Source organism: Streptomyces sp. NPDC101110, from assembly GCF_044759525.1.
Taxonomy (GTDB): Bacteria; Actinomycetota; Actinomycetes; order Streptomycetales; family Streptomycetaceae; genus Streptomyces.
The window spans coordinates 533593-556270 of record NZ_JBIVZM010000004.1; the positions used below are offsets into that span (position 1 = coordinate 533593).

The 22678-nt window shown below is 70.7% G+C and carries 21 protein-coding genes; 16 read left to right on the forward strand and 5 right to left on the reverse strand.

Annotation, left to right across the window (positions count from 1 at the left end):
- Window positions 1-55 precede the first annotated feature (55 nt).
- From dnaK to ACIQU3_RS11855, 6 genes are all read left to right on the forward strand, one after another.
- A complete protein-coding gene (gene dnaK / locus ACIQU3_RS11830) occupies window positions 56-1912 on the forward strand; it encodes a molecular chaperone DnaK (RefSeq protein WP_403734713.1) in 1857 nt (618 codons plus the stop codon).
- Window positions 1909-2565: a nucleotide exchange factor GrpE gene (gene grpE, locus ACIQU3_RS11835; protein ID WP_398109019.1), complete on the forward strand. Its 657-nt coding sequence runs from the start codon at window positions 1909-1911 to the stop codon at window positions 2563-2565. Before dnaK ends, grpE begins: the two co-directional genes overlap by 4 nt.
- 33 nt (window positions 2566-2598) lie before the next feature.
- On the forward strand, window positions 2599-3783 hold the full coding sequence (dnaJ, locus tag ACIQU3_RS11840) for a molecular chaperone DnaJ (RefSeq protein ID WP_403924600.1): 1185 nt from the start codon (window positions 2599-2601) through the stop codon (window positions 3781-3783).
- Window positions 3784-3788: 5 nt separating this feature from the next.
- A complete protein-coding gene (locus ACIQU3_RS11845; RefSeq protein WP_142166878.1) occupies window positions 3789-4241 on the forward strand; it encodes a heat shock protein transcriptional repressor HspR in 453 nt (150 codons plus the stop codon).
- Window positions 4242-4523: 282 nt separating this feature from the next.
- Window positions 4524-5633: a sugar ABC transporter substrate-binding protein gene (locus ACIQU3_RS11850; RefSeq protein ID WP_403734705.1), complete on the forward strand. Its 1110-nt coding sequence runs from the start codon at window positions 4524-4526 to the stop codon at window positions 5631-5633.
- A 395-nt stretch (window positions 5634-6028) separates the two neighbouring features.
- The gene (locus ACIQU3_RS11855; protein WP_403734703.1) at window positions 6029-7075 is read left to right on the forward strand and encodes a LuxR C-terminal-related transcriptional regulator; all 1047 of its coding nucleotides are present in this window, start codon (window positions 6029-6031) and stop codon (window positions 7073-7075) included.
- Here the strand turns inward: ACIQU3_RS11855 and ACIQU3_RS11860 are convergent.
- Window positions 7038-8024, reverse strand: coding sequence for a helix-turn-helix transcriptional regulator (locus ACIQU3_RS11860; protein WP_403924602.1), 987 nt, complete (start codon window positions 8022-8024; stop codon window positions 7038-7040). The two genes, ACIQU3_RS11855 and ACIQU3_RS11860, sit on opposite strands and share 38 nt — an antisense overlap.
- The gene (locus ACIQU3_RS11865; RefSeq protein WP_403734698.1) at window positions 8021-9052 is read right to left on the reverse strand and encodes a helix-turn-helix transcriptional regulator; all 1032 of its coding nucleotides are present in this window, start codon (window positions 9050-9052) and stop codon (window positions 8021-8023) included. Before ACIQU3_RS11865 ends, ACIQU3_RS11860 begins: the two co-directional genes overlap by 4 nt.
- Before the next feature lie 304 nt (window positions 9053-9356).
- On the opposite strand from ACIQU3_RS11865, the gene ACIQU3_RS11870 reads away from it, so the two are divergent.
- The gene (locus tag ACIQU3_RS11870) at window positions 9357-9692 is read left to right on the forward strand and encodes a hypothetical protein (RefSeq protein WP_030846386.1); all 336 of its coding nucleotides are present in this window, start codon (window positions 9357-9359) and stop codon (window positions 9690-9692) included.
- 168 nt (window positions 9693-9860) lie between these two features.
- Here the strand turns inward: ACIQU3_RS11870 and ACIQU3_RS11875 are convergent, their stop codons facing one another.
- On the reverse strand, window positions 9861-10277 hold the full coding sequence (locus tag ACIQU3_RS11875) for a pyridoxamine 5'-phosphate oxidase family protein (RefSeq protein WP_403734694.1): 417 nt from the start codon (window positions 10275-10277) through the stop codon (window positions 9861-9863).
- Between the two features lie 102 nt (window positions 10278-10379).
- Here ACIQU3_RS11875 and clpB point away from each other — a divergent pair, with 102 nt between their 5' ends.
- A complete protein-coding gene (clpB, locus tag ACIQU3_RS11880) occupies window positions 10380-12977 on the forward strand; it encodes an ATP-dependent chaperone ClpB (protein WP_403734691.1) in 2598 nt (865 codons plus the stop codon).
- A gap of 112 nt (window positions 12978-13089) precedes the next feature.
- On the opposite strand, the gene ACIQU3_RS11885 is transcribed toward clpB, so the two are convergent.
- Window positions 13090-13578: a hypothetical protein gene (locus ACIQU3_RS11885; protein ID WP_403734685.1), complete on the reverse strand. Its 489-nt coding sequence runs from the start codon at window positions 13576-13578 to the stop codon at window positions 13090-13092.
- Between the two features lie 165 nt (window positions 13579-13743).
- Between ACIQU3_RS11885 and ACIQU3_RS11890 the strand changes: the two genes are divergently transcribed.
- Complete coding sequence (locus ACIQU3_RS11890; protein ID WP_234848941.1) at window positions 13744-14271, forward strand: YbjN domain-containing protein; 528 nt, start codon at window positions 13744-13746, stop codon at window positions 14269-14271.
- Window positions 14272-14352: 81 nt separating this feature from the next.
- On the opposite strand, the gene ACIQU3_RS11895 is transcribed toward ACIQU3_RS11890, so the two are convergent.
- Window positions 14353-15552: a pyridoxal phosphate-dependent aminotransferase gene (locus tag ACIQU3_RS11895; RefSeq protein ID WP_403924605.1), complete on the reverse strand. Its 1200-nt coding sequence runs from the start codon at window positions 15550-15552 to the stop codon at window positions 14353-14355.
- A gap of 128 nt (window positions 15553-15680) precedes the next feature.
- Here ACIQU3_RS11895 and ACIQU3_RS11900 point away from each other — a divergent pair, with 128 nt between their 5' ends.
- The 7 genes from ACIQU3_RS11900 to fbaA all read left to right on the forward strand — a co-directional run bounded on the left by ACIQU3_RS11900 (window position 15681) and on the right by fbaA (window position 22638).
- A complete protein-coding gene (locus tag ACIQU3_RS11900) occupies window positions 15681-15971 on the forward strand; it encodes a hypothetical protein (RefSeq protein WP_403734678.1) in 291 nt (96 codons plus the stop codon).
- 579 nt (window positions 15972-16550) lie between these two features.
- Window positions 16551-17078 (forward strand): DUF2617 family protein, encoded by a 528-nt coding sequence (locus ACIQU3_RS11905; RefSeq protein ID WP_403734673.1) that lies wholly within the window; start codon window positions 16551-16553, stop codon window positions 17076-17078.
- Between the two features lie 140 nt (window positions 17079-17218).
- Entirely contained in the window at window positions 17219-18874 is a 1656-nt protein-coding gene (locus ACIQU3_RS11910; protein WP_403924608.1) for a polyamine aminopropyltransferase, read from the forward strand.
- Between the two features lie 127 nt (window positions 18875-19001).
- Entirely contained in the window at window positions 19002-19922 is a 921-nt protein-coding gene (locus ACIQU3_RS11915; RefSeq protein WP_403924611.1) for an SRPBCC domain-containing protein, read from the forward strand.
- A 199-nt stretch (window positions 19923-20121) separates the two neighbouring features.
- Window positions 20122-20910, forward strand: a complete 789-nt coding sequence (locus ACIQU3_RS11920; protein ID WP_403924614.1) for an aldose 1-epimerase — start codon at window positions 20122-20124, stop codon at window positions 20908-20910.
- A gap of 10 nt (window positions 20911-20920) precedes the next feature.
- Complete coding sequence (gene pyrE / locus ACIQU3_RS11925; RefSeq protein WP_403924617.1) at window positions 20921-21469, forward strand: orotate phosphoribosyltransferase; 549 nt, start codon at window positions 20921-20923, stop codon at window positions 21467-21469.
- Window positions 21470-21615: 146 nt separating this feature from the next.
- A complete protein-coding gene (fbaA, locus tag ACIQU3_RS11930) occupies window positions 21616-22638 on the forward strand; it encodes a class II fructose-bisphosphate aldolase (protein ID WP_403734658.1) in 1023 nt (340 codons plus the stop codon).
- Window positions 22639-22678: the final 40 nt, after the last annotated feature.

The window sequence follows — 22678 nt, forward strand, 5'->3', positions numbered from 1 at the left end:
GAGCCGTCGTGCACACTTGAGTCCGTTCCACTCAAGTCAGCTGGAGGAATCAACCATGGCACGTGCGGTCGGCATCGACCTGGGCACGACTAACTCCGTCGTCAGCGTTCTGGAGGGCGGCGAGCCCACCGTCATCACCAACGCCGAGGGCGCCAGGACCACGCCGTCCGTCGTCGCCTTCGCCAAGAACGGTGAGGTGCTCGTCGGAGAGGTGGCCAAGCGCCAGGCGGTCACGAACGTGGACCGGACCATCCGCTCCGTGAAGCGTCACATGGGCACCGACTGGAAGATCGAGCTCGACGGGAAGCCCTTCAACCCGCAGCAGATCAGCGCCTTCGTGCTCCAGAAGCTGAAGCGGGACGCCGAGGCCTACCTGGGCGAGAAGGTGACCGACGCGGTCATCACCGTCCCGGCGTACTTCAACGACTCCGAGCGTCAGGCCACGAAGGAGGCCGGCGAGATCGCCGGTCTGAACGTGCTGCGCATCGTCAACGAGCCGACCGCGGCCGCCCTGGCGTACGGCCTCGACAAGGACGACCAGACCATCCTGGTCTTCGACCTCGGTGGCGGTACGTTCGACGTCTCGCTGCTGGAGATCGGCGACGGTGTCGTCGAGGTGAAGGCCACCAACGGTGACAACCACCTCGGTGGTGACGACTGGGACCAGCGCATCGTCGACTACCTGGTCCAGCAGTTCCAGTCCGGCCACGGCGTGGACCTGGGCAAGGACAAGATGGCCCTGCAGCGTCTGCGCGAGGCCGCCGAGAAGGCGAAGATCGAGCTGTCCTCGTCCACCGAGACCTCGATCAACCTGCCCTACATCACCGCCTCCGCCGAGGGCCCCCTGCACCTCGACGAGAAGCTCACCCGCGCCCAGTTCCAGCAGCTGACCGCGGACCTCCTGGAGCGCTGCAAGACGCCGTTCCACAACGTCATCAAGGACGCCGGCATCTCCATCAGCGAGATCGACCACGTCGTCCTCGTCGGCGGCTCCACCCGTATGCCCGCCGTCGCCGAGCTCGTCAAGGAGCTGACCGGCGGCAAGGACGCCAACAAGGGCGTCAACCCGGACGAGGTCGTCGCCATCGGCGCCGCCCTCCAGGCCGGTGTCCTCAAGGGCGAGGTCAAGGACGTCCTGCTCCTCGACGTCACCCCGCTGTCCCTCGGCATCGAGACCAAGGGCGGCATCATGACCAAGCTCATCGAGCGCAACACCACGATCCCGACCAAGCGGTCCGAGATCTTCACCACGGCCGAGGACAACCAGCCGTCCGTGCAGATCCAGGTCTACCAGGGCGAGCGCGAGATCGCGGCGTACAACAAGAAGCTCGGGATGTTCGAGCTGACCGGTCTGCCGCCGGCGCCCCGCGGCGTCCCGCAGATCGAGGTCTCCTTCGACATCGACGCCAACGGCATCATGCACGTGACCGCGAAGGACCTGGGCACGGGCAAGGAGCAGAAGATGACCGTCACCGGCGGCTCCTCGCTGCCGAAGGACGAGGTCGACCGCATGCGCCAGGAGGCCGAGCAGTACGCGGAGGAGGACCACAAGCGCCGCGAGGCCGCCGAGTCGCGCAACCAGGGCGAGCAGCTCGTCTACCAGACCGAGAAGTTCCTCAAGGACAACGAGGACAAGGTCCCGGGCGAGATCAAGACCGAGGTCGAGGAGGCCGTCGCCGAGCTGAAGGAGAAGCTCAAGGGCGAGGACTCCGCCGAGATCCGCACCGCCACGGAGAAGGTCGCGGCCGTCTCCCAGAAGCTCGGCCAGGCCATGTACGCGGACGCGGGCGCGGCCCAGGCCGCCGGTGGCCCCGCCGGTGACGCGGGCGCGGCCGACGGCGCCAAGTCCGCCGACGACGACGTCGTCGACGCCGAGATCGTCGACGAGGACCGGAAGGACGGTGCCGCGTGACGGAGGAGACCCCGGGCTTCGACGAGCAGCAGCCCGACGTCCCTTCCGGCGCCACCTCCGACGACGCCGAGCCGAAGGCCGCCTCCCCCTCCGCGGAGGAGGGGGCGGCCCCGGCCGGGGACACGGGCCAGGACGTGGCCCTGGTGGCCCAGCTGGACCAGGCCCGCTCCGCGCTCACCGAGCGCACGGCGGACCTCCAGCGCCTCCAGGCCGAGTTCCAGAACTACCGCCGCCGGGTCGAGCGCGACCGGATCGCGGTCAAGGAGATCGCCATCGCGAACCTCCTGACCGAGCTCCTGCCCGTGCTCGACGACATCGGCCGCGCACGTGAGCACGGCGAACTGGTCGGCGGCTTCAAGTCCGTCGCCGAGTCGCTGGAGAGCACCGCGGCGAAGATGGGCCTGCAGCAGTTCGGCAAGGAGGGCGAGCCCTTCGACCCGACGATCCACGAAGCCCTGATGCACAGCTACGCACCCGACGTCACCGAGACGACGTGCGTGGCGATTCTGCAGCCCGGGTACCGGATCGGCGAGCGCACCATCCGCCCCGCCCGCGTGGCGGTGGCCGAACCCCAGCCGGGGGCGCAGACGGTCAAGGCGGAGGAGTCCGCCGACGCCGACGACAAGGAGAGCGGTGGCCCGGACGAGGGCTGACGTCACGGACGAAGGGAAGGAGGGGCGTCGAGGATGAGCACCAAGGACTTCATCGAGAAGGACTACTACAAGGTCCTCGGCGTCCCCAAGGACGCCACCGAGGCCGAGATCAAGAAGGCGTACCGGAAGCTCGCCCGCGAGAACCACCCGGACGCCAACAAGGGAAACGTCAAGGCGGAGGAGCGCTTCAAGGAGATCTCCGAGGCCAACGACATCCTCGGCGATCCCAAGAAGCGCAAGGAGTACGACGACGCGCGCGCCCTCTTCGGCAACGGCGGCTTCCGCCCGGGGCCGGGCGGCGCGGGCGGCTCCTTCAACTTCGACCTGGGCGACCTCTTCGGAGGCGGCGCCCAGGGCGGCCAAGAGGCCGGCGGCTTCGGCGGCGGGCTCGGTGACGTTTTCGGGGGCCTGTTCAACCGCGGTGGCGCGGGCGGGCCGGGGACGCGTACGCACCCCCGGCGCGGCCAGGACATCGAGTCCGAGGTGACGCTCAGCTTCACCGAGGCGATCGAGGGCGCGACCGTCCCGCTGCGGATGTCCTCGCAGTCGCCCTGCAAGGCCTGTTCGGGCACCGGCGACAAGAACGGCACACCGCGCGTGTGCCCGACCTGCGTCGGCACCGGGCAGGTCGCCCGGGGCAGCGGCGGCGGTTTCTCCCTGACCGACCCCTGCCCGGACTGCAAGGGCCGCGGCCTGATCGCGGAGAACGCCTGCGAGGTCTGCAAGGGCAGCGGCCGGGCCAAGTCCTCCCGGACCATGCAGGTGCGCATCCCCGCCGGCGTCAACGACGGCCAGCGGATCCGGCTGCGCGGCAAGGGAGCACCGGGCGAGCGCGGCGGGCCGGCGGGCGACCTCTATGTGGTCGTGCACGTCGACTCCCACGCGGTGTTCGGCCGCAAGGAGGACAACCTCACGGTCACCGTCCCGGTGACCTTCGCCGAGGCGGCCCTCGGCGGTGAGGTGCGGGTGCCCACCCTGGGCGGCCCGCCCGTCACCCTGAAGCTGCCGCCGGGCACGCCCAACGGGCGCACCATGCGCGCCCGGGGCAAGGGCGCGGTCCGCAAGGACGGCACCCGCGGCGACCTCCTGGTCACCGTGGAGGTGAGTGTCCCGAAGGACCTGTCGGGGAAGGCTCGTGACGCACTCGAGGCGTACCGCGAGGCCACCGCGGGTGAGGATCCGCGGGCGGATCTGTTCCAGGCCGCGAAGGGAGCATGAGGCAGATGGACGGTCGTCGTCGCAATCCGTACGAACTGACCGAGGAAACCCCGGTCTACGTCATCTCGGTCGCGGCACAGCTGTCCGGCCTGCACCCGCAGACGCTGCGCCAGTACGACCGCCTGGGCCTGGTCTCCCCCGACCGCACCCCCGGCCGGGGCCGCCGCTACTCTGCCCGCGACATCGAACTGCTGCGCACCGTCCAGCAGTTGTCGCAGGACGAGGGCATCAACCTGGCCGGAATCAAGCGCATCATCGAACTGGAGAACCAGGTCGCCGCGCTCCAGGCCCGGGTGGCCGAGATGCAGGACGCGCTCGACGGAGCGGCCGCGGCCATGCGGCAGCGCGAGGCGGCGGTGCACGCGTCGTACCGCCGCGACCTGGTGCCGTACCAGGAGGTGCAGCAGACCAGCGCGCTGGTGGTGTGGCGGCCGAAGCGGCAGCAGCAGTCCGACTGACCCACGCGCCCGCGTGACAGTGCGTGAAAGGGACCGGGAGTCAACTCCCGGTCCCTTTCGTTTGCCTTGACCCGATTTCGCCGGGTCTCCTGTCAATGACTGAACGGTGCAGAGCACTTGAAGGCGATTCCGCACCGTCTTCACAACCACTGCGGAGCGTGGTGTTGTCATCTCGTTAAGTGGTTCCGCTTGACGCTGGGGGGCGCCTCCGCGTTGGCTTTTCAGTCACATGGGCCGTAAAGCTGTGCCCACGTCCGAATCACACGCGAAGTGAGCTCCCCCATGCGTCGTCGTATCTCCATATCCGTGGCCGCGGCCACGATGTCCGTCACGCTCGCCGGCTGCGGCGTGCTCAACGCGACGGGGAGCAGTGACGACGCGAGCCCGGCCAAGGGCAACGACATCACCGTGGGGCTGCTGCTGCCCGAGACGGCGAACACGCGGTACGAGAACTTCGACTACCCGATCATCAAGACCAAGGTCGAGTCGCTCACCAACGACAAGGGCCGCGTCGAGTACGCCAACGCCGAGGCGAGCGCGGACAAGCAGGCGAGCCAGCTGCAGCAGATGATCGACGACCGGGTCGACGTGATCCTGCTGGACGCGGTCGACTCGAAGGCCATCGCGAGCGGAGTGAAGAAGGCGAAGGAGGCCGGCATCCCGGTCATCGCCTACGACCGGCTGGCCGAGGGCCCGATCGACGCGTACATCTCCTTCGACAACGAGCTGGTCGGCGAGGTCCAGGGCCGCACGCTGCTGGAGGCCATCGGCGAGAAGGCGAGCCTCTCCGACAAGATCGTCATGATGAACGGCTCGCCGACCGACCCGAACGCCAAGCAGTTCAAGGCGGGCGCGATGTCCGAGCTGAACGGCAAGGTGACGATCGCCGACTCCTTCGACACCGAGGACTGGAAGCCGGAGAACGCCCAGGCCAACATGGCCCGCGCAATCCAGAAGGTCGGCAAGGGCAACATCGCGGCGGTGTACTCCGCCAACGACGGCATGGCCGGCGGCATCGTCAAGGCGCTGCAGGCGGCAGGGGTGACCGAGATGCCGCCGATCACCGGCCAGGACGCGGAGCTGCCCGCGGTGCAGCGGATCATCGCCGGTCAGCAGTACATGAGTGTGTACAAGTCGTACCCGCAGGAGGCGGAGAACGCCGCGGAGATGGCCGTCGCCAAGGTCCAGGGCCGTGACATCCAGTTCGCCGCCCTCACCCGCGACAAGGTCGACAGCCCCACCGACAAGGGCATCCCGGCGCAGCTCGTGCCCGTGGTCGCGCTCACCAAGGAGAACATCAAGGACACGGTGGTCGCGGACGACATCTACAAGCTGTCGGACATCTGCACGGCCGACTACAAGGCGGCGTGCCGGGCCATCGGCCTGAAGTAGCCACACCCCGAGCAGGGTTCACCACCCCCCGGGTTCTACTGCGCACAGGCCTGCGACGGCCTGCGAACAGGCCCGCGACGGGACCTGCCGCCAGGCCTGCGAACGGACTTGCGGCCAAGCCCGCGAACAGCCTGCAAGCGGAGCCGCGCACAGGCGCGCGAGGGAACCGCGAACATGCCTGCGACCGGACCCGCGAAAGGCCTGCGACCGGACCCGCGAACAGGCCTGCGCGCGGGCTCGTGGCCAGGGGCGGGTTCGGTCGGGCCGGGCTTGGAGATACCGGTGCGTACCGGTGGTTTCCGGTGGTCGTCACGCGGGGAGCCGTGTTGCGGAGCACGTCGGGTCCGCGCATAGTTGCGCTGCGGAAGACGGCGGAACCGGGGGTGGGATGGGCGATGGCCGGGCACGGGGCGGATGAGCATCCCCACGGTGCCGACCGGCTGTGCGACGCCGGGGATCGCGTGTATTCCCGGGCCGTGCGGCGCGGCCGGGTGCCGCGCCGGGACGCGGGGCCGGTGCCCTGCCTGCTGGAACTCGCCCTGCTGCACCCCGACCCCGACGACATGGACTGGCTGGTGCCGACGTCCCCGCAGGAGGTCATGACCCGCCTGCTGCGCGGGATGTTCGACGAGGTCAGCGCGAGTCAGCGGCGGGTGGGCTCGGCCGTGGCGGCCGTCGAGTGGTACGCGGGACTGGGCAGCCTGGTGCGGCCGGCCGAGTCGGCCGCGTCGGCGGCGGAGGGCCCGGCCATCCGGGTCCTGGACGGACTCGCCCGGATCCAGGCGGCGATGGACGAGGCCACCCAGGCGTGCACGGCCGAGGTGCTCACGGTCCAGCCGGGCGGCATTCGCCGCGAGGCGGAACTGTCCGAGGGGCTGCACCGGGCGATGTCCCTGCGCGGCCGCGGGGTGCGGATGCGGGACCTGTACACCCATGTCGCCCGGCACGGGCAGGGGTTGCTGACGTATCTGGAGCTGATGGGCGACGCGGTGGAGGCGCGCACGCTGGACGAGGTGATCGACCGGCTGATCCTCTTCGACCGGACGGTGGCCTTCATCCCCGCCAACACCGACCGCACGATGGCCCTGGAGCTACGGCACCCGGCGATCATCGAGTACCTCGTCACCGTCTTCGAACGGCTGTGGCGTCTGGCCATCCCGCTCACGGCCCCGCTCCCCGACACGGGCATCGAGGGCATCTCCCACCGGGAGCAGTCGATCGCGGCGCTGCTGGCGGAAGGGCATCAGGACGCCGTCATCGCGGAACGGCTGGGCATAAGCGTCCGGACGTGCCGGGCGCACATCGCGCGCCTGTCGGAGACGCTGGGCGCGGCGAGCCGTACGCAGTTGGGCGTCCGCATCGCCCAGGCGGGCCTGGACGGACCGCAGCGCCCCACCAAGCCCCTCAGCGTTCCTGGTCAAGAATCCCCGAGCGTCCGATGAGGAACCCGAGCTGCGCCCTGCTCCGACTGCCCAGCGTCGCGGCGAGCTTGGCGATGTGAACGCGGGCGGTGCGGATGTTCATCCCCAGCCGCTCGGCGATCACGGCGTCGGTGTGACCTTCGACGAGGAGGGCGGCTATGGCGTGCTGGCGGGGGGTGATGCCGTTGTGGGAGGGCTGGGGGGTGGCTTCGGGGAAGACCGGTGTGGCCAGGCGCCAGAGGCGGTCGAAGGTGGTGGCCAGGTACTCGATGATGGCCGGATGACGGATCTCGAGCGCCACACCGTTGCCGTCGGCGGGGATGAAGGCGACGTCCCGATCGACGATGATGAGCCGGTCGGTGATCTCGTCCAGAGCCCGCGCCTCGACGTCTCCCGAGAGCTGTTCGTGGTAGGCGACGGTCGTGGGGGAGTGCCGGAGTGTGTGCGGGTAAAGAGTGCGGATGCGGCCACCACGGTCCAGGAGCGCCTGGTCGCGGCGGATGGCGACGGCGTAGGCCGCCGCGACCTGTTCCCGTGGAAGGCCCGAGCGCGGCTGGATGGTGAGCAGTTCCCGTGACGCGTCCGCCAAGGCCTCCGTGAGGGCCTGATTGATCCGGCCCTTTCCGCCGAGGAGCCGGAGGGCCGGGGTGGCGTCCGCGACCGCGCGGTGCCCTTCGAGGTCCATGAGTGATTCGAACGCGGCGGTCAGCCGTTCCTCCCGCCGGCGTTCCTGCACGATCCGTTCGCCGGAGGCCCGCAGCAGCCGGTGCAGCGCGACGACGGGTGCGACGGGTTCCAGACGACGCAGGTCGTCGACGGCGGGACGCAGGAGGCCGAAGTCCACCAGACACGGCGCGGCTTGAGCCGCTTCGGCGGTCACATGCCCTTCGCGAAGGGCCCGTTCGTACAGCCCCGCCCCGCTGGAGCACAGTTCCTCCGCACCGTGCTCCGGGTGCAACACCGACGTCACCCGGGACTTCCTCCTGTTCCGTCGTCCTGTTTCAGCATCCCGGACCGCGCGATGAGGTAACCGAGTTGCGCTCGGCTTCCGCTGCCCAGGGCCGACGCGAGCTTGGCGATATGGGCCCGGCAGGTGCGCACGTTCATGCCGAGGCGGCGGGCGATGGCCTCGTCCACGTGACCCTCCACCAAGAGCTTGGCTATGGAGTGCTGGATCTCGGTGATGCCGTCGGACGCCACCTCGTAGGGCGCGCCGGTGCTCATCGGAACCGCGCGGTCCCACAGGTACTCGAAAACCTTGATCAGGTAACGGACGAGCCCCGGATGACGCAGCTCGAGGGCGACCTGCTGGTCGTCGCGCGCAGGGATGAACGCGACGGTCTCGTCGCAGATGATCAGGCGCTCGACCAACTCGTCGATGGTGCGGTACTCGACCTTCCCGTCGGAGAGCCGGGCAACGTACGCCAGCTTCTCCGGGTTGTAACGGGCGGTGTGCTGGTACAGGCTCCGGACCTTCACACCGCGATCGATGAGGGGCTTGTCCCGTTCGAGACTTCGCAGCAGGCTCCGCTCGGAGACACGGTCGCTGGGCTGCACTGTCAGAAGCTCCGTCCGGCACTGGGTGGTGGCCAGGTTGAGCGCGGCGTTGATGCGTTCACCGCCCTCCAGCACGGTGATGGAGTCACTGGTGGTCGTCGACTGCAGACCCATGGCCATGAACGGCTCGAAGGTGTCCGCGAGTTGCACGGACAGGCGCCTGCGCTCGGTGATCTCCCGCTCGAGGGGATGCAGATGCTGCGCCAGCGCGACCGCCGGAGGCACGGGGCGCAACCAGTCCTGATCGTCGGGATCGGGGTGGAGCAAAGCGAGTTCGATGAGGCAGGGAGCGGACTCCGCGTCGGTGCGCGCGACCCGCCCAGCCCGAAGAGCTGTGGTATAGAGGCGACTTCCTGCCTCGCACAGCTCGGTAATCGGGTGGGTATGCGCACCCTTAGTCCGATTGGAGCCCAAATCTCCACCCCCCAGGGTCCTGAACATGCAGGAACATGATGCATCGATTGTGTGGCCATGACGTGCCCGAATGAGCCATCGTCGTACTCGACGGGGGAAAAGGGGACCTTCAAGTGAGGACGAAGCCGACTATGCGTAACAAAATGCTTCGCTCGGTGCTTGTCGCCGCCTTCTCCGCTGTTGTAGCCCTCGGTGCACTGAGTGGCTTCTCCGATGAGGGGCGCGAGGCCCGGGCGAACACGCAGTGGCCGGCGGCAGCTGTGAGCGTCGCAGCAGCTACTGACAACACTCAGTGGCCGAGCCCTGGAGTCGACGGGGCGGGGAGCTGACCGTGACCACTCCACCCGACGACCGCTCCTTCCGCCGTGAAATGGCCACCGCCTACCGCTCCGGCTGGCACTTCATCGACCTGGTCACCGCCATCCCCCACAGTGGTGACTCGCTGATGGTGACTGTTTTCGGTGAACCGGTCGTCGTCACGCGGGACGACGACGAGGACGTACGGGCTTACCGGTGTCTGCGGCGGCCTCGGGGGGCGCCGCAGCCCGTGCGGTGCGCCGTACGGTACGGAATGATCTTTGTGAACCTGGACCAACGGGACCATCAGCAGGTGGAGGCCGACTCCCCTGCCCCGAGGACCATCTCTGCCACCCCCCGCAGTGCCTGACGCGATTCCCCCGTCGTAAAAAGATCGCTCAGGTGCTTCCCCCCGCAGCGGCGTCACCGTGACCTGAACACGGTGACGCCGCTGCAGTTTTCAGGGACATTTCCGGGTATCGACGCCGTCCCGCAGTGGCCGGATCCTGTCGATCACCGGTGTGGATGTTCACTTCGCTCAACCCCGCCCCATCGCCCGCGTCAGCTGGATCTCGATCACCACGCGTGCGGGATTGGGTGACGGGGTCCTGCCGTAGCGCTCCGCGTACCGCCGCTCCGCCTCGGCCACCCGGTCCCGCTCCTCGTGGACGAAGGCCCGGCCCTCCAGCGTCGCCCAGCGGCGGCCCTCCAGCTGGCAGACGGCGACGGCCGCCCCCTGCTCCCCGGCGGCCCGCACGTACCGCACCTTCGCGCTGCCCCGGTTGGTGATCACCCGAGCCAGACGGGCCTCGGGATCGTATGTGACCCCGACGGGTACCAGGTGCGGAGTGCCGTCCGGGCGGAGAGTCGTCAGGGTGCACAGGTGCCGCTCCCGCCAGAAGCCGAGAAACGACGGGTCCGGAGCGCCGGGGTCCACGGAGTACTTGGTCGCCATGCCCGGAACTTAGACCCCCGAGCCTCCACGAACCGTCCTTGAGTGCACTAGACTCAACTTTGTGCAAGCCGTTCGGGTCAGTGCAAGGAGGAGAACGCGAACGTGGACGCCGAGCTGACCAACCGGAGCCGGGATGCGATCAACGCTGCCAGCAACCGGGCCGTGACCGAGGGACACCCCGACCTCACCCCTGCCCACCTGCTGCTCGCGCTGCTCCAGGGACAGGACAACGAGAACATCACCGACCTGCTCGCCGCGGTCGACGCCGACCAGGCCGCCGTGCGCGCCGGAGCCGAGCGCGTGCTCGCCGGGCTGCCGAGCGTGACCGGGTCGACCGTCGCGCCGCCCCAGCCCAACCGCGAGATGCTGGCCGTCGTCGCCGACGCCCAGGCCCGCGCCAAGGACCTGGGCGACGACTACCTCTCCACCGAGCACCTCCTCATCGCCCTCGCAGCGAAGGGCGGCGCGGCCGGCGAGGTGCTGTCCCAGCAGGGGGCCGACGCCAGGAAGCTGCAGGCCGCCTTCCAGAAGACCCGCGGCCAGCGCCGGGTGACCACCGCCGACCCCGAGGGACAGTACAAGGCCCTGGAGAAGTTCGGGACCGACTTCACCGCCGCCGCACGCGAGGGCAGGCTCGACCCGGTCATCGGCCGCGACCAGGAGATCCGGCGGGTCGTGCAGGTGCTGTCCCGGCGGACCAAGAACAACCCCGTCCTCATCGGCGAGCCCGGCGTCGGCAAGACCGCCGTCGTCGAGGGACTCGCCCAGCGGATCGTCAAGGGCGACGTGCCCGAGTCGCTGAAGGACAAGCGGCTCGTCGCGCTGGATCTGGGCGCCATGGTCGCGGGTGCCAAGTACCGCGGCGAGTTCGAGGAGCGGCTGAAGACCGTCCTGGCCGAGATCAAGGACTCCGACGGGCAGATCATCACCTTCATCGACGAGCTGCACACCGTCGTCGGGGCCGGCGCCGGCGGAGACTCCGCCATGGACGCGGGCAACATGCTGAAGCCCATGCTGGCCCGCGGCGAGCTGCGCATGGTCGGCGCCACGACCCTCGACGAGTACCGCGAGCGGATCGAGAAGGACCCCGCCCTGGAGCGCCGCTTCCAGCAGGTGCTGGTCGCCGAGCCGACCGTCGAGGACTCCATCGCGATCCTGCGCGGGCTCAAGGGCCGCTACGAGGCCCACCACAAGGTGCAGATCGCCGACAGCGCGCTCGTCGCCGCCGCCTCGCTCTCCGACCGGTACATCACCTCCCGCTTCCTGCCCGACAAGGCCATCGACCTCGTCGACGAGGCCGCCTCCCGGCTGCGCATGGAGATCGACTCCTCACCCGTCGAGATCGACGAACTCCAGCGCGCCGTCGACCGGCTGAAGATGGAGGAGCTGGCGATCGGCAAGGAGACCGACGCCGCCTCCCGCGAGCGGCTGGAGAAGCTGCGCCGCGATCTCGCCGACAAGGAGGAGGAGTTGCGCGGCCTCACCGCCCGCTGGGAGAAGGAGAAGCAGTCCCTCAACCGCGTCGGTGAGCTGAAGGAACGCCTCGACGAGGTGCGCGGCCAGGCCGAACGCGCCCAGCGCGACGGCGACTTCGACACCGCCTCCAAGCTGCTCTACGGCGAGATCCCGGCCCTGGAGAAGGAGCTGGAGGCCGCCTCCGAGGCCGAGGAAGAGGTCGCCAAGGACACCATGGTCAAGGAGGAGGTCGGCGCCGACGACATCGCCGACGTCGTCGCCTCCTGGACCGGCATCCCCGCCGGGCGGCTGATGGAGGGCGAGACGCAGAAGCTGCTGCGCATGGAGGACGAGCTGGGCAAGCGGCTCATCGGCCAGACCGAGGCCGTGCGGGCGGTGTCCGACGCCGTACGCCGCAGCCGCGCCGGCATCGCCGACCCCGACCGGCCCACCGGGTCCTTCCTCTTCCTCGGCCCGACCGGTGTCGGCAAGACCGAACTGGCCAAGGCCCTCGCCGACTTCCTCTTCGACGACGAGCGGGCGATGGTCCGCATCGACATGTCGGAGTACAGCGAGAAGCACAGCGTGGCCCGGCTGGTCGGCGCCCCGCCCGGATACGTCGGCTACGAGGAGGGCGGCCAGCTCACCGAGGCCGTGCGCCGCCGTCCGTACTCCGTCGTGCTGCTGGACGAGGTGGAGAAGGCCCACCCGGAGGTCTTCGACATCCTGCTCCAGGTGCTGGACGACGGGCGCCTGACGGACGGCCAGGGCCGTACGGTCGACTTCCGCAACACCATCCTGGTGCTGACGTCGAACCTCGGCAGCCAGTTCCTCGTCGACCCGGTCACCAGCGAGCAGGAGAAGAAGGAGCAGGTGCTGGAGGTGGTGCGCAGCTCCTTCAAGCCGGAGTTCCTCAACCGCCTGGACGACCTGGTCGTCTTCTCGGCGCTGACCAAGCCCGAGCTGGAACGCATCGCCGAGCTCCAGCTGGAACGCCTGGCCAGGCGGCTCGCCGAGCGGCGCCTCACCCTGGACATCACGCCGGGTGCCCTGGCGTGGCTCGCGGAGGAGGGCATGGACCCGGCGTACGGCGCGCGCCCGCTGCGCCGGCTCGTCCAGTCGGCCATCGGCGACCGGCTCGCCAAGGAGATCCTCTCCGGAGAGATCAAGGACGGCGACACGGTCCGGGTGGACCGTTTCGAGGACGGGCTCCTGGTGGGCCCGGCGACGGGCAAGACGCTGTAGGACCGTCCCCGGTCACATCGTGAACGCCGAGAAGCGCACCCGCGCCGTCCGGGCGTCCGCGGTCACATCGTGAACGCCGAGAAGCGCACCCGCGCCGTCCGGGCGTCCGCGGTCACATCGTGAACGCCGAGAAGCGCACGCGCGCCGTCTCGGCGTTCTCGTACTCCACCCGCACCTGCACCACGTGCGCCTCCGCCGTGCCGGGGAGGCCGTCCTCGTGGGTCACGTCGAGGCAGAGCGCCCCGCAGACTCCACCGCCGGTGCGGGGCTCCGGAGCGTCCGGGTACGTTTCGCGCAGCCAGTCGCGGACGTCCTCGCGGGGCATCCGCAGCACCGCCGAGTACGACGTGTCGATGCCCCGCTGCACCGTGCAGTCGTGGACGTGGGCGTTCGCGGGGCGCTCGGCGGCGCCGAAGGCCAGGGCCTCGGTGCAGGGGACCGTCGCCGCCGCCCCCGTCCGGCCGTCGCCGCCGGTCCCGTCGTCGTCCGACCAGGCCCACAGGAACAGGCCGACGATCAGGACGCCGAGCACCACCACCGGCAGTGCCAGGAACGGCAGGACGACGCCCCACCGGGTATGACCTCTGTCCGCTTCCCGCATGCGCGCAGCCCCCTCCGTCGGCTGCTCAGGAGGACGGTTGTGGGAACCCGGAGGTTGCGGCTGACCGGATCGTGTCAGCCGTGGGCTGACAGGGCCTGTCGGGGCTTGCCACCCCCCTCCCCGCATGGGGGAGGATGGCGGAATCCGTACGAAGGGAAATTCACGGTGACCATCGACCCGTCCTCGATTCCGAACTTCGGGGGCCAGCCCGAGCCGCAGCCCGGCGGTCCGGCCGGCCCCGTCGTCCCGGATCAGGACCTCGTGAAGCAGCTCCTCGACCAGATGGAGCTCAAGTACGTCGTCGACGACGAGGGTGACCTCGCGGCGCCGTGGGAGCAGTTCCGCACCTACTTCATGTTCCGGGGAGAGGGAGACCAGCAGGTCTTCTCCGTGCGGACGTTCTACGACCGGCCCCACGAGATCGAGGCCAAGCCGCAGATCCTGGAGTCGATCGACGACTGGAACCGCCGGACCCTGTGGCCGAAGGTCTACAGCCACACCCACGACGACGGCACGGTCCGCCTGATCGGCGAGGCCCAGATGCTGATCGGCATGGGCGTCAGCCTGGAGCACTTCGTCTCCTCGACGGTCAGCTGGGTGCGCGCGGCGATCGAGTTCGACAAGTGGCTCGTCGAGCAGCTCGGCCTGGAGCAGGAGATCGACGAGGCGGAGAAGCCCGAGGACGACGAGTAGGCCCCGCCCGGGCCTCCACGGCGCGTCGGCGCGTACGAACGGGTACGCGCTGCACGCGCCGTCTGCCTTTTCGGGGTGGCCTCAGGCCCCCGCAAGGCCCTTCAGCCGCCGCGCCGCCTCCTCCAGGACCCCCGTGCGCTTGCAGAACGCGAACCGTACGAACGGGGCGCCCTCCTCGCGGTGGTCGTAGAAGACCGCGTTGGGGATGGCGACGACGCCGGCGCGTTCGGGGAGGGAGCGGCAGAAGGCGAAGCCGTCCGGTTCGCCGAGGGGGCGGATGTCGGTCGTGATGAAGTAGGTGCCCGAGGGGCGGAAGACGCGGAATCCGGCCTCCTCCAGACCCGCCGCCAGCAGGTTCCGCTTGGCCAGCATGTCGGCGCGGAAGTCCGTGAAGTACGACTCGGGCAGCGACAGGGCCTCGGCGACCGCGTACTGGAACGGGCCCGCCGAGACGTACGTCAGGTACTGCTTCGCCGAGCGCACCGCCGTGACCAGCTCCGGAGCCCCCGTGATCCAGCCGACCTTCCAGCCGGTGAACGAGAACGTCTTGCCGCTGCTGGAGAGGGTGACCGTGCGCTGGCGCATCCCCGGGAACGACGCCAGTGGCAGGTGCTCGGCGTCGTCGAAGACCAGGTGCTCGTACACCTCGTCCGTCACCACCAGCAGGTCCCGCTCCACCGCCAGCTCGGCGATCGCGGCCAGCTCCTCGCGGGTGAGGACCGTCCCGGTCGGGTTGTGCGGGGTGTTGATCAGCAGCAGCCGGGTCCGGTCGGTGACGGCGTCGCGCAGCTCGTCGAGGTCGAGCCGGAAACGGCCCTCCTCGACGTCCGCGCGCAGCGTGACCGGCACCCGGCGGCCGCCCGCCATCGCGATGCACGCGGCGTAGGAGTCGTAGTACGGCTCGAAGGCGATCACCTCGTCGCCGGGCTCCACCAGGGCCAGCAGGGCGGCGGCGATGGCCTCCGTCGCCCCCGCGGTGACCAGGACCTCCGTGTCGGGGTCGTAGGCCAGGCCGTAGCGGCGCTGCTGGTGGGCGGTGACGGCGGTGCGCAGCTCGGGAACGCCGGGGCCCGGCGGGTACTGGTTGCCGCGGCCGTCCCGCAGGGCCCGTACGGCGGCCTCCCGGATCTCCTCGGGGCCGTCGGTGTCGGGGAAGCCCTGCCCGAGGTTGATGGCGCCAGTACTCAGGGCCAGGGCGGACATCTCGGCGAAGATCGTCGTCCCGAACTCGGCGAGCCGACGGTTCAGGAGGGGGCGCGCGCTGGAGGTCATGCCGGCCATCCTCCGCCGAAGCTCTGGAGTTCCTCAACTCTGTGTTGGGCCGGGAGCGGGGAGGGCATCACCGCTTCACGCAAGAGCGAGGCGCCCACGGGGGGCCGCTTCGGGGGAAATGGAAGGAGGGTGACGCCATGATCGTCGGCATCATCCTGGCGGTGGTCGGAGTCGTCCTGATCGGGGCGCTGGTCTCCAAGGCCCGTAGGGGCGGTTCCCGGCGGACGGCGCGCCGCGGGGCGTGGGCGTCCTCCGGTTCGAGCGGCAGCAGCAGCCACAACAGCTGGTGGGCGGGCGGGGGAGACTCCGGCTCGTCCGACGGCGGCGGCGGACACCACGGGGGGCACTCCTGCGGTGGCGGCTCGTCGTGCGGTGGCGGGTCGTCCTGCGGGGGCGGCGGCGGTGGCTGCGGCGGCGGGGGCAGCTGACTGACGTCGGCGCACTCAGGCGGGGCGGCTGCCTCCATCGAACGCGGGGTCCGCACCTGGAGCGGGCCCCGCGTCGTCGTGCTGGGAGCTGGGAGCTGGGAGCTGGGAGCTGGGAGCCCGGGGCTCGGACGGGCGATGCTTCGAATGTCCGTCGGGCGGCTTCGCGTGGCCCGCGGTGACGTCCCATGTCTGTAGGACAACTCCCGTCGGTCAGGAGGCCGCCTCCGCAACAGCGCGGGCCGGGCGGTCGTTTGCGGGTTTCGTCGGAAACGCGGCCGCCCCTCCGTCCCGGTGGTGAGTGCGATGCACGGCGCATCGGCGCACGCCTCCCCGGCGGCGGCGCACGCCGTGGTTGAACAGTTGAGCTGTGGAGCCCTCTGATGGATGGAAACCCCGCCGGCTTGGGTAAAAACGCTATGTGGGTGCCACCGTTCATGATTCCCTCTAAGTCACCGACGCAGCCCCGCGGACACCTCTTCCGAACAGGCCGACCGGGCTGACCCCGGGCCGACATCCCCCGGTGCCACCGGGGCGCAGCGGACCCCTCTCACTCTCCATGTGTGCTTGCGGAGCCGATCCATGCTCACGACCCTGAACACCTCCTACACCGACACCCGCGCGACCGATCTCGCGTGGGCCCTGGGGCGCGAGCCGCTTCCCGCACTGGCCGTGCTCGACCTCGAACTGGCGGACACCAAACTGCAGTTGCGGCTTCTCGGTGCATCCCACCAGGTCCTCCTGGAGGAGGAGCGGGGCATCTGCTCGGAGACGGTGGCGTGCATCGCGGGCAGTAGCACCCCGCTTCCGCTCGGCGTCGCCAAGCGCGTGGACGACTGGGAGTACGAGTTCGCGGCCCGCGTCGAGGTCCTCTCGCCCGGCTCCTTCGCGGGCCGCGCCCAGGAGTTGCTGGCCCTCGTCTCCGACCACCCGCACGGCCTCGTCGGCGTCTTCCCCGGCAGCCCGTACGCCTTCACGGCCCTGCTCGCCCAGTACCACGAGGGCCAGGTGCACTGGCGGACGTGGCACGCCTACCCGCAGGAAGGGCAGTTGGTGGCCACCCGCACAAGGGTGGGCGTGCGCGTACCGGCGGCGGCTCTCGCCAACTGACGCCCGGCGAAGGCCCGTCGGTCCCGCCTCGCGGAGCCGCACGGGCCGCACCTCATCTCGTTCCGGTGTCCGTCCCCTGTAAACCAGCACCACACGTGTGGGTGACGAACCGCGGTCGAGGCGTGACGTAACGTCGCAGCGTGATCGAGCCGCACGCGCCCGCCCCGCCAGGTTGCCCGCCGCTCTGGAGCGCCCCGGGCGGCCCGGCCGGCCCGGCGCGACTGCCCGTGCGGCCCGGCACCGGACGGTTCCTGGTCCTCGCGGGCGTGTTCGTCTGCGCGGCCTGCGGACTGGTGTACGAGCTGGAACTCGTCGCGCTCGCCTCGTACTTGATGGGCGACTCCGTCACCCAGGCGTCCGTCGTGCTGTCCGTCATGGTCTTCGCGATGGGCATCGGCTCCCTCGCGGCGAAGCGGCTGCGTCCCCTCGCCGCGGCCGGCTTCGGTGCCGTCGAGGCCATCCTCGCGCTCGTCGGCGGATGCAGTGCCATGGCCCTGTACGCGGTGTTCGCCTGGACCGGCGACTGGGGCGGGATGTGGGCCAACGGGCCGCGTTGCCTGCTGGTCGCCTTCTCCCTGGCCACGGGGCTGCTCATCGGCGCCGAAGTGCCGCTGCTGATGGAGCTGATCCAGCGCATCCGCCGCCAGGACGCGGGCGGCGCGGTGGCCGACCTGTCCGCCGCCGACTACGTCGGCGCCCTCGTCGGCGGCCTCGCCTTTCCCTTCCTCCTGCTGCCGTTCCTCGGGCAGTTGACCGGCGCGCTGCTCACCGGCGCGGTCAACGCGGTCGTCGGCGGTGCACTGGTGCTCGGGCTGTTCCGCCGTGACCTGACCCGGCGGGCCCGGTGTCTGCTGCTGGTCGGCAACCTCCTCGTCCTCGCGGTCCTCGCCTCGGCGGCCGTCCTCGTCGACGACTTCGAACGGGCCGCACGGCAGGCGGTGTACGGCGACGACGTCCGCGTGGCGCTTCGCAGCGGAGTGCAGGAGGTCGTCCTCACCGGCGGCACGCACGGGCGGCCCCTCGACCTGTTCCTGGACGGCCGGCTGCGGGTCAGCGGACGCGACGAGCCGCGCTACCACGAGGCCCTCGTCCATCCCGCGATGAACGGGCCGCACGCGCGCGTGCTGATCCTCGGGGGCGGGAACGGCCTGGCCGTCCGCGAGGTGCTGCGCCACCGCGGAGTGGACCGGATCGACGTCGTCGAACTCGACCCGGAGGTGATCCGCCTGGCCCGCACCGACCCGGCCCTGTCCGCGCTCAACCGGCACGCCTTCGGCGACCCGCGCGTGCACGTGACGACCGACGACGCCTTCGGCTGGCTGCGCGGAGCGGACCCGGCGGCGTACGACGTGGTCGTATCGGACCTGCCGGACCCCGGGATCACGGCGAGTACGAAGCTGTACTCACAGGAGTTCTACGGCCTCGCGCGGCGCGTGCTGGCCCCCGGCGGCCGGCTCGTGGTGCACGCCGGGCCGGTCGCATCCGGCCCCCGGGTGTACTGGACGGTCGAGGCGACCCTGCGCGCGGCCGGTCTGCGCACCGCCCCGTACGGCATCGGCGGCCGCCGTCCCGGTTTCGCCACAGGTCCCGACCGCAGCCCCACCGACCGCTCCCGGGCGCCCCGCGACTGGGGTTTCGTGCTGGCCGCGCGCAGCGCACCGCGGCTGCGGCTCGACCCGTACGGCCCGCGGCCCCGGGCCCTCACGCAGGCGTCCCTGGCCGCGGGGGAACGGGCGGCGCGCGGCACGCGGATCGAGGGGCTGCCGGCGTCGACGCTGGTCCATCCGCGCTACTGACCCCCTCCCACCGGGGGGCGTCCGGCTCCCGCCGCGGGTCGGGAGGGTACGCCTGGTGGGGGTGGATCGGGGGTGAATCCCTCGGTCGGGGGTGCGTTTCGGGCTGTGCTGGGTAGAGTCCGTCGACATGGAGCACGAGGTGTTCGTTCCGGTTCCGGCCGAGCGGCTGAGGGAGGTGCTGGACGACCCCGCGCGGGTCGCCCGGGCCGTTCCGGGGCTCCAGCAGGATGCCGGCGCCGAGCCCGTCACCGGGCGGCTGAAGATCCGGGTCGGCAGTCACTCCATCACCTACCGGGGTGCCGTACGGGTGTCCCGGCGCGACGACGCGTACGCCGTCGAGGGCGAGGCCGAGGAGTCGCGCGGCAGCGGCTCGGTCAAGATCGCGCTGCGCATCGCCCTGCGCGAGGCGGAGGACGGCTGCTCCGTGGTGTACGAGGGCTCGGCCGTGGCGGACGGACGGATCAAGGACCTCCCTGCGGACGCGGTGGAGGGCGCGGTCACCCGGCTGCTCAACCGCTTCGCGGAGCACCTGGCCGCGGCGGCGCCGCAGACCACCACACCCCCCGCCACGCAGGACTTCGAACCGCGCGCGACGACCGACCACGAGACGACGCCGGACGCGGACGACGAGGCATCACCGCCCCCGCCTGCCACGGACGGCGAGGAGGGCGCCGACGGCGAGGCGGGTGCGGCCGAGGGCGAGGCGGGTGCGGCCGACGAGAAGGCCACCTCCGACCCCGGTCTCACCGAGGAGCCCCCGGCCCCCGAGCGGCCCTCCGCCTTCGGCGCCGACGCCCCGCTCTCCCCTCCCGGACTCGCGGACGACGAGAACGACGAGGACATCGCCGAGGCGGCGCACGCGCGGCGCACCATGATCGGACGCAGTGCCGAGGAGGTGGACCACGCACCTCCGCGCGGCCGGTACGCCCCCGTGCCGGCACCGCAGACCGTGACGGCCCCGGCCCCGCTGCGCTGGGCGGCCCCCGCGGCGGCCCTGGCCCTGGCGTCGGCCATCGTGGCGGTCCGGGCCCTGCGCAGACGCCGCTGAACCAAGGGGCGGCCGGGCGGAACATCCCCCGGCCCGGGCCCCGCAGACGCCGCTGCACCACGCGACGGCCCTGCCCGGGCCCGGCCAGACGCCGCTGCACCATGGAACCGCCCGACGGCACCGCCCCTGCCGGGGCGCATCCCGGCGAAGTGACCCGTCACCGGTGAGGCCCTCTTGATCGCCGCAGTAGGGTCGTCCCGTGAGTGACCGAGACATCACGCTGACCGCGGGTGACGCGGAGGTGACCGTGCAGCCGGGCAACGGCGGCCGGGTCGGAGGACTGCGGATCGGCGGCGTCGAACTGCTGCGCCAGGGCGAGCGCTTCGGCTGCTTCCCGATGGTGCCCTGGTGCGGCCGGATCCGGGACGGGCGGTTCCTGGACGGCGCCGAGGTGCGGCAGATGCCCCTCAACGCCCCGCCCCACGCCATTCACGGCACCGTCCGCGACCACGCCTGGCGCATCGCCCGCACGAGCACGGACGAGGCCGTCCTCACGTACGAGCTCGTCGACCCCTGGCCCTACCCGGGCGTCGTCACCCAGATCGTCGCCCTCACCGAGGACGCGCTGACGCTGACCATGTCCGTCGAGACGTACGAGTCGTCGTTCCCGGCGCAGATCGGCTGGCACCCCTGGTTCAACCGGAACCTCGGCGGTGAGGACGTCACCCTCGACTTCGTCCCGGCCTGGCAGGAGGAGCGCGGCGCGGACCACCTGCCCACCGGCAACCGCCTCGACCCGAAGCCCGGCCCCTGGGACGACTGCTTCGGCATGCCCGGCGGCGTCGAGGCGACCCTGACCTGGCCCGGGCAGCTGGAGCTGAAGGTGACCAGCCGGGAGGAGTGGGTCGTCGTCTACGACGAGCAGCGGGAGGCCGTGTGCGTGGAGCCGCAGACCGGCCCGCCCAACGGCCTCAACACCCTGCCGCGCCTGGTCACGCCCCTGGAGCCGCTGGAGGCCACCACGACCTGGAGCTGGCGCCGCCTCTAAGCTGAGTGCCATGACGGACACACGCGGCGCGCTGCTGCAGCAGATCAAGGACAAGGCCGTGGTGCACGGCAAGGTGACCCTGTCGTCGGGTCTGGAAGCCGACTACTACGTCGACCTCCGGCGGATCACACTCGACGGCGAGGCCGCCCCGCTGGTCGGCCAGGTGCTGCTCGACCTGACCGATGAGCTGGAGTTCGACGCGGTCGGCGGGCTGACCATGGGCGCCGACCCGGTCGCCGCCGCCATGCTGCACGCGGCCGCCACGCGCGGCAAGCGCCTGGACGCCTTCGTCGTGCGCAAGGCCGCCAAGGCGCACGGCCTGCAGCGGCGCGTCGAGGGCCCGGACATCGCGGGCCGCCGCGTGCTGGTCGTCGAGGACACCTCCACCACCGGCGGCTCCCCGCTCACCGCCGTCGAGGCCGTGCGCGAGGCCGGGGCCGAGGTCGTCGCCGTCGCGACCATCGTCGACCGGGCGACCGGTGCCGCCGAGAAGATCCAGGAGGGCGCCGGGGTGCCCTACCTCTACGCCTTCTCCAAGGACGAGCTGGGCCTGGACTGACCGGGGACCGACCAGGGCGTGGACGTGGCCTGGACCTTCCGGCCAAGTCTGGAAAGATGGGGCCGACGATGACGTCGCACCCCAAGGTCTAGGTCAGGGCCGTAGACAAAGCAGTACGTCAACCCGCAGATACAAGGAGCGGACGCATGCCCATCGCAACTCCCGAGGTCTACAACGAGATGCTGGACCGGGCGAAGGCAGGAAAGTTCGCCTACCCGGCCATCAACGTGACCTCCACCCAGACCCTGCACGCGGCCCTGCGTGGTTTCGCTGAGGCGGAGAGCGACGGCATCGTCCAGATCTCCACGGGTGGCGCCGAGTTCCTGGGTGGTCAGTACAGCAAGGACATGGTCACCGGCGCCGTCGCCCTGGCCGAGTTCGCGCACATCGTCGCCGAGAAGTACCCGGTGAACATCGCGCTGCACACCGACCACTGCCCCAAGGACAAGCTCGACGGGTACGTACGTCCGCTGCTGGCGCTGTCCCAGAAGCGTGTCGAGGCCGGTCTGAACCCGCTGTTCCAGTCGCACATGTGGGACGGCTCGGCCGAGACCCTCGCCGACAACCTCTCCATCGCGCAGGAGCTGCTGGAGCTGGCCCGCGCCGCGAAGATCATCCTCGAGGTGGAGATCACCCCGACCGGTGGCGAGGAGGACGGCGTCTCCCACGAGATCAACGACTCCCTCTACACCACGGTCGACGACGCGATCCGCACCGCCGAGGCCCTCGGCCTCGGTGAGAAGGGCCGCTACCTGCTGGCCGCGTCCTTCGGCAACGTGCACGGTGTGTACAAGCCGGGCAACGTCGTCCTGCGCCCCGAGCTGCTGAAGGAGCTGAACGAGGGCGTCGCCGCCAAGTTCGGCAAGGGTTCCCCGTTCGACTTCGTCTTCCACGGCGGCTCCGGCTCCACGGAGGAGGAGATCCGCACCGCGCTGGAGAACGGCGTCGTGAAGATGAACATCGACACGGACACCCAGTACGCCTTCACCCGCCCGGTCGCGGACCACATGTTCCGCAACTACGACGGCGTTCTCAAGGTCGACGGCGAGGTCGGCAACAAGAAGACCTACGACCCGCGCACCTGGGGCAAGCTGGCCGAGGCCTCCATGTCCGCGCGCGTCGTCGAGGCCTGCGGCAACCTGCGCTCGACCGGCACGAAGATCAAGTAGGTCCGGTTCGCGGCGGTTCGCACCGGCTGGATCCGGCGCG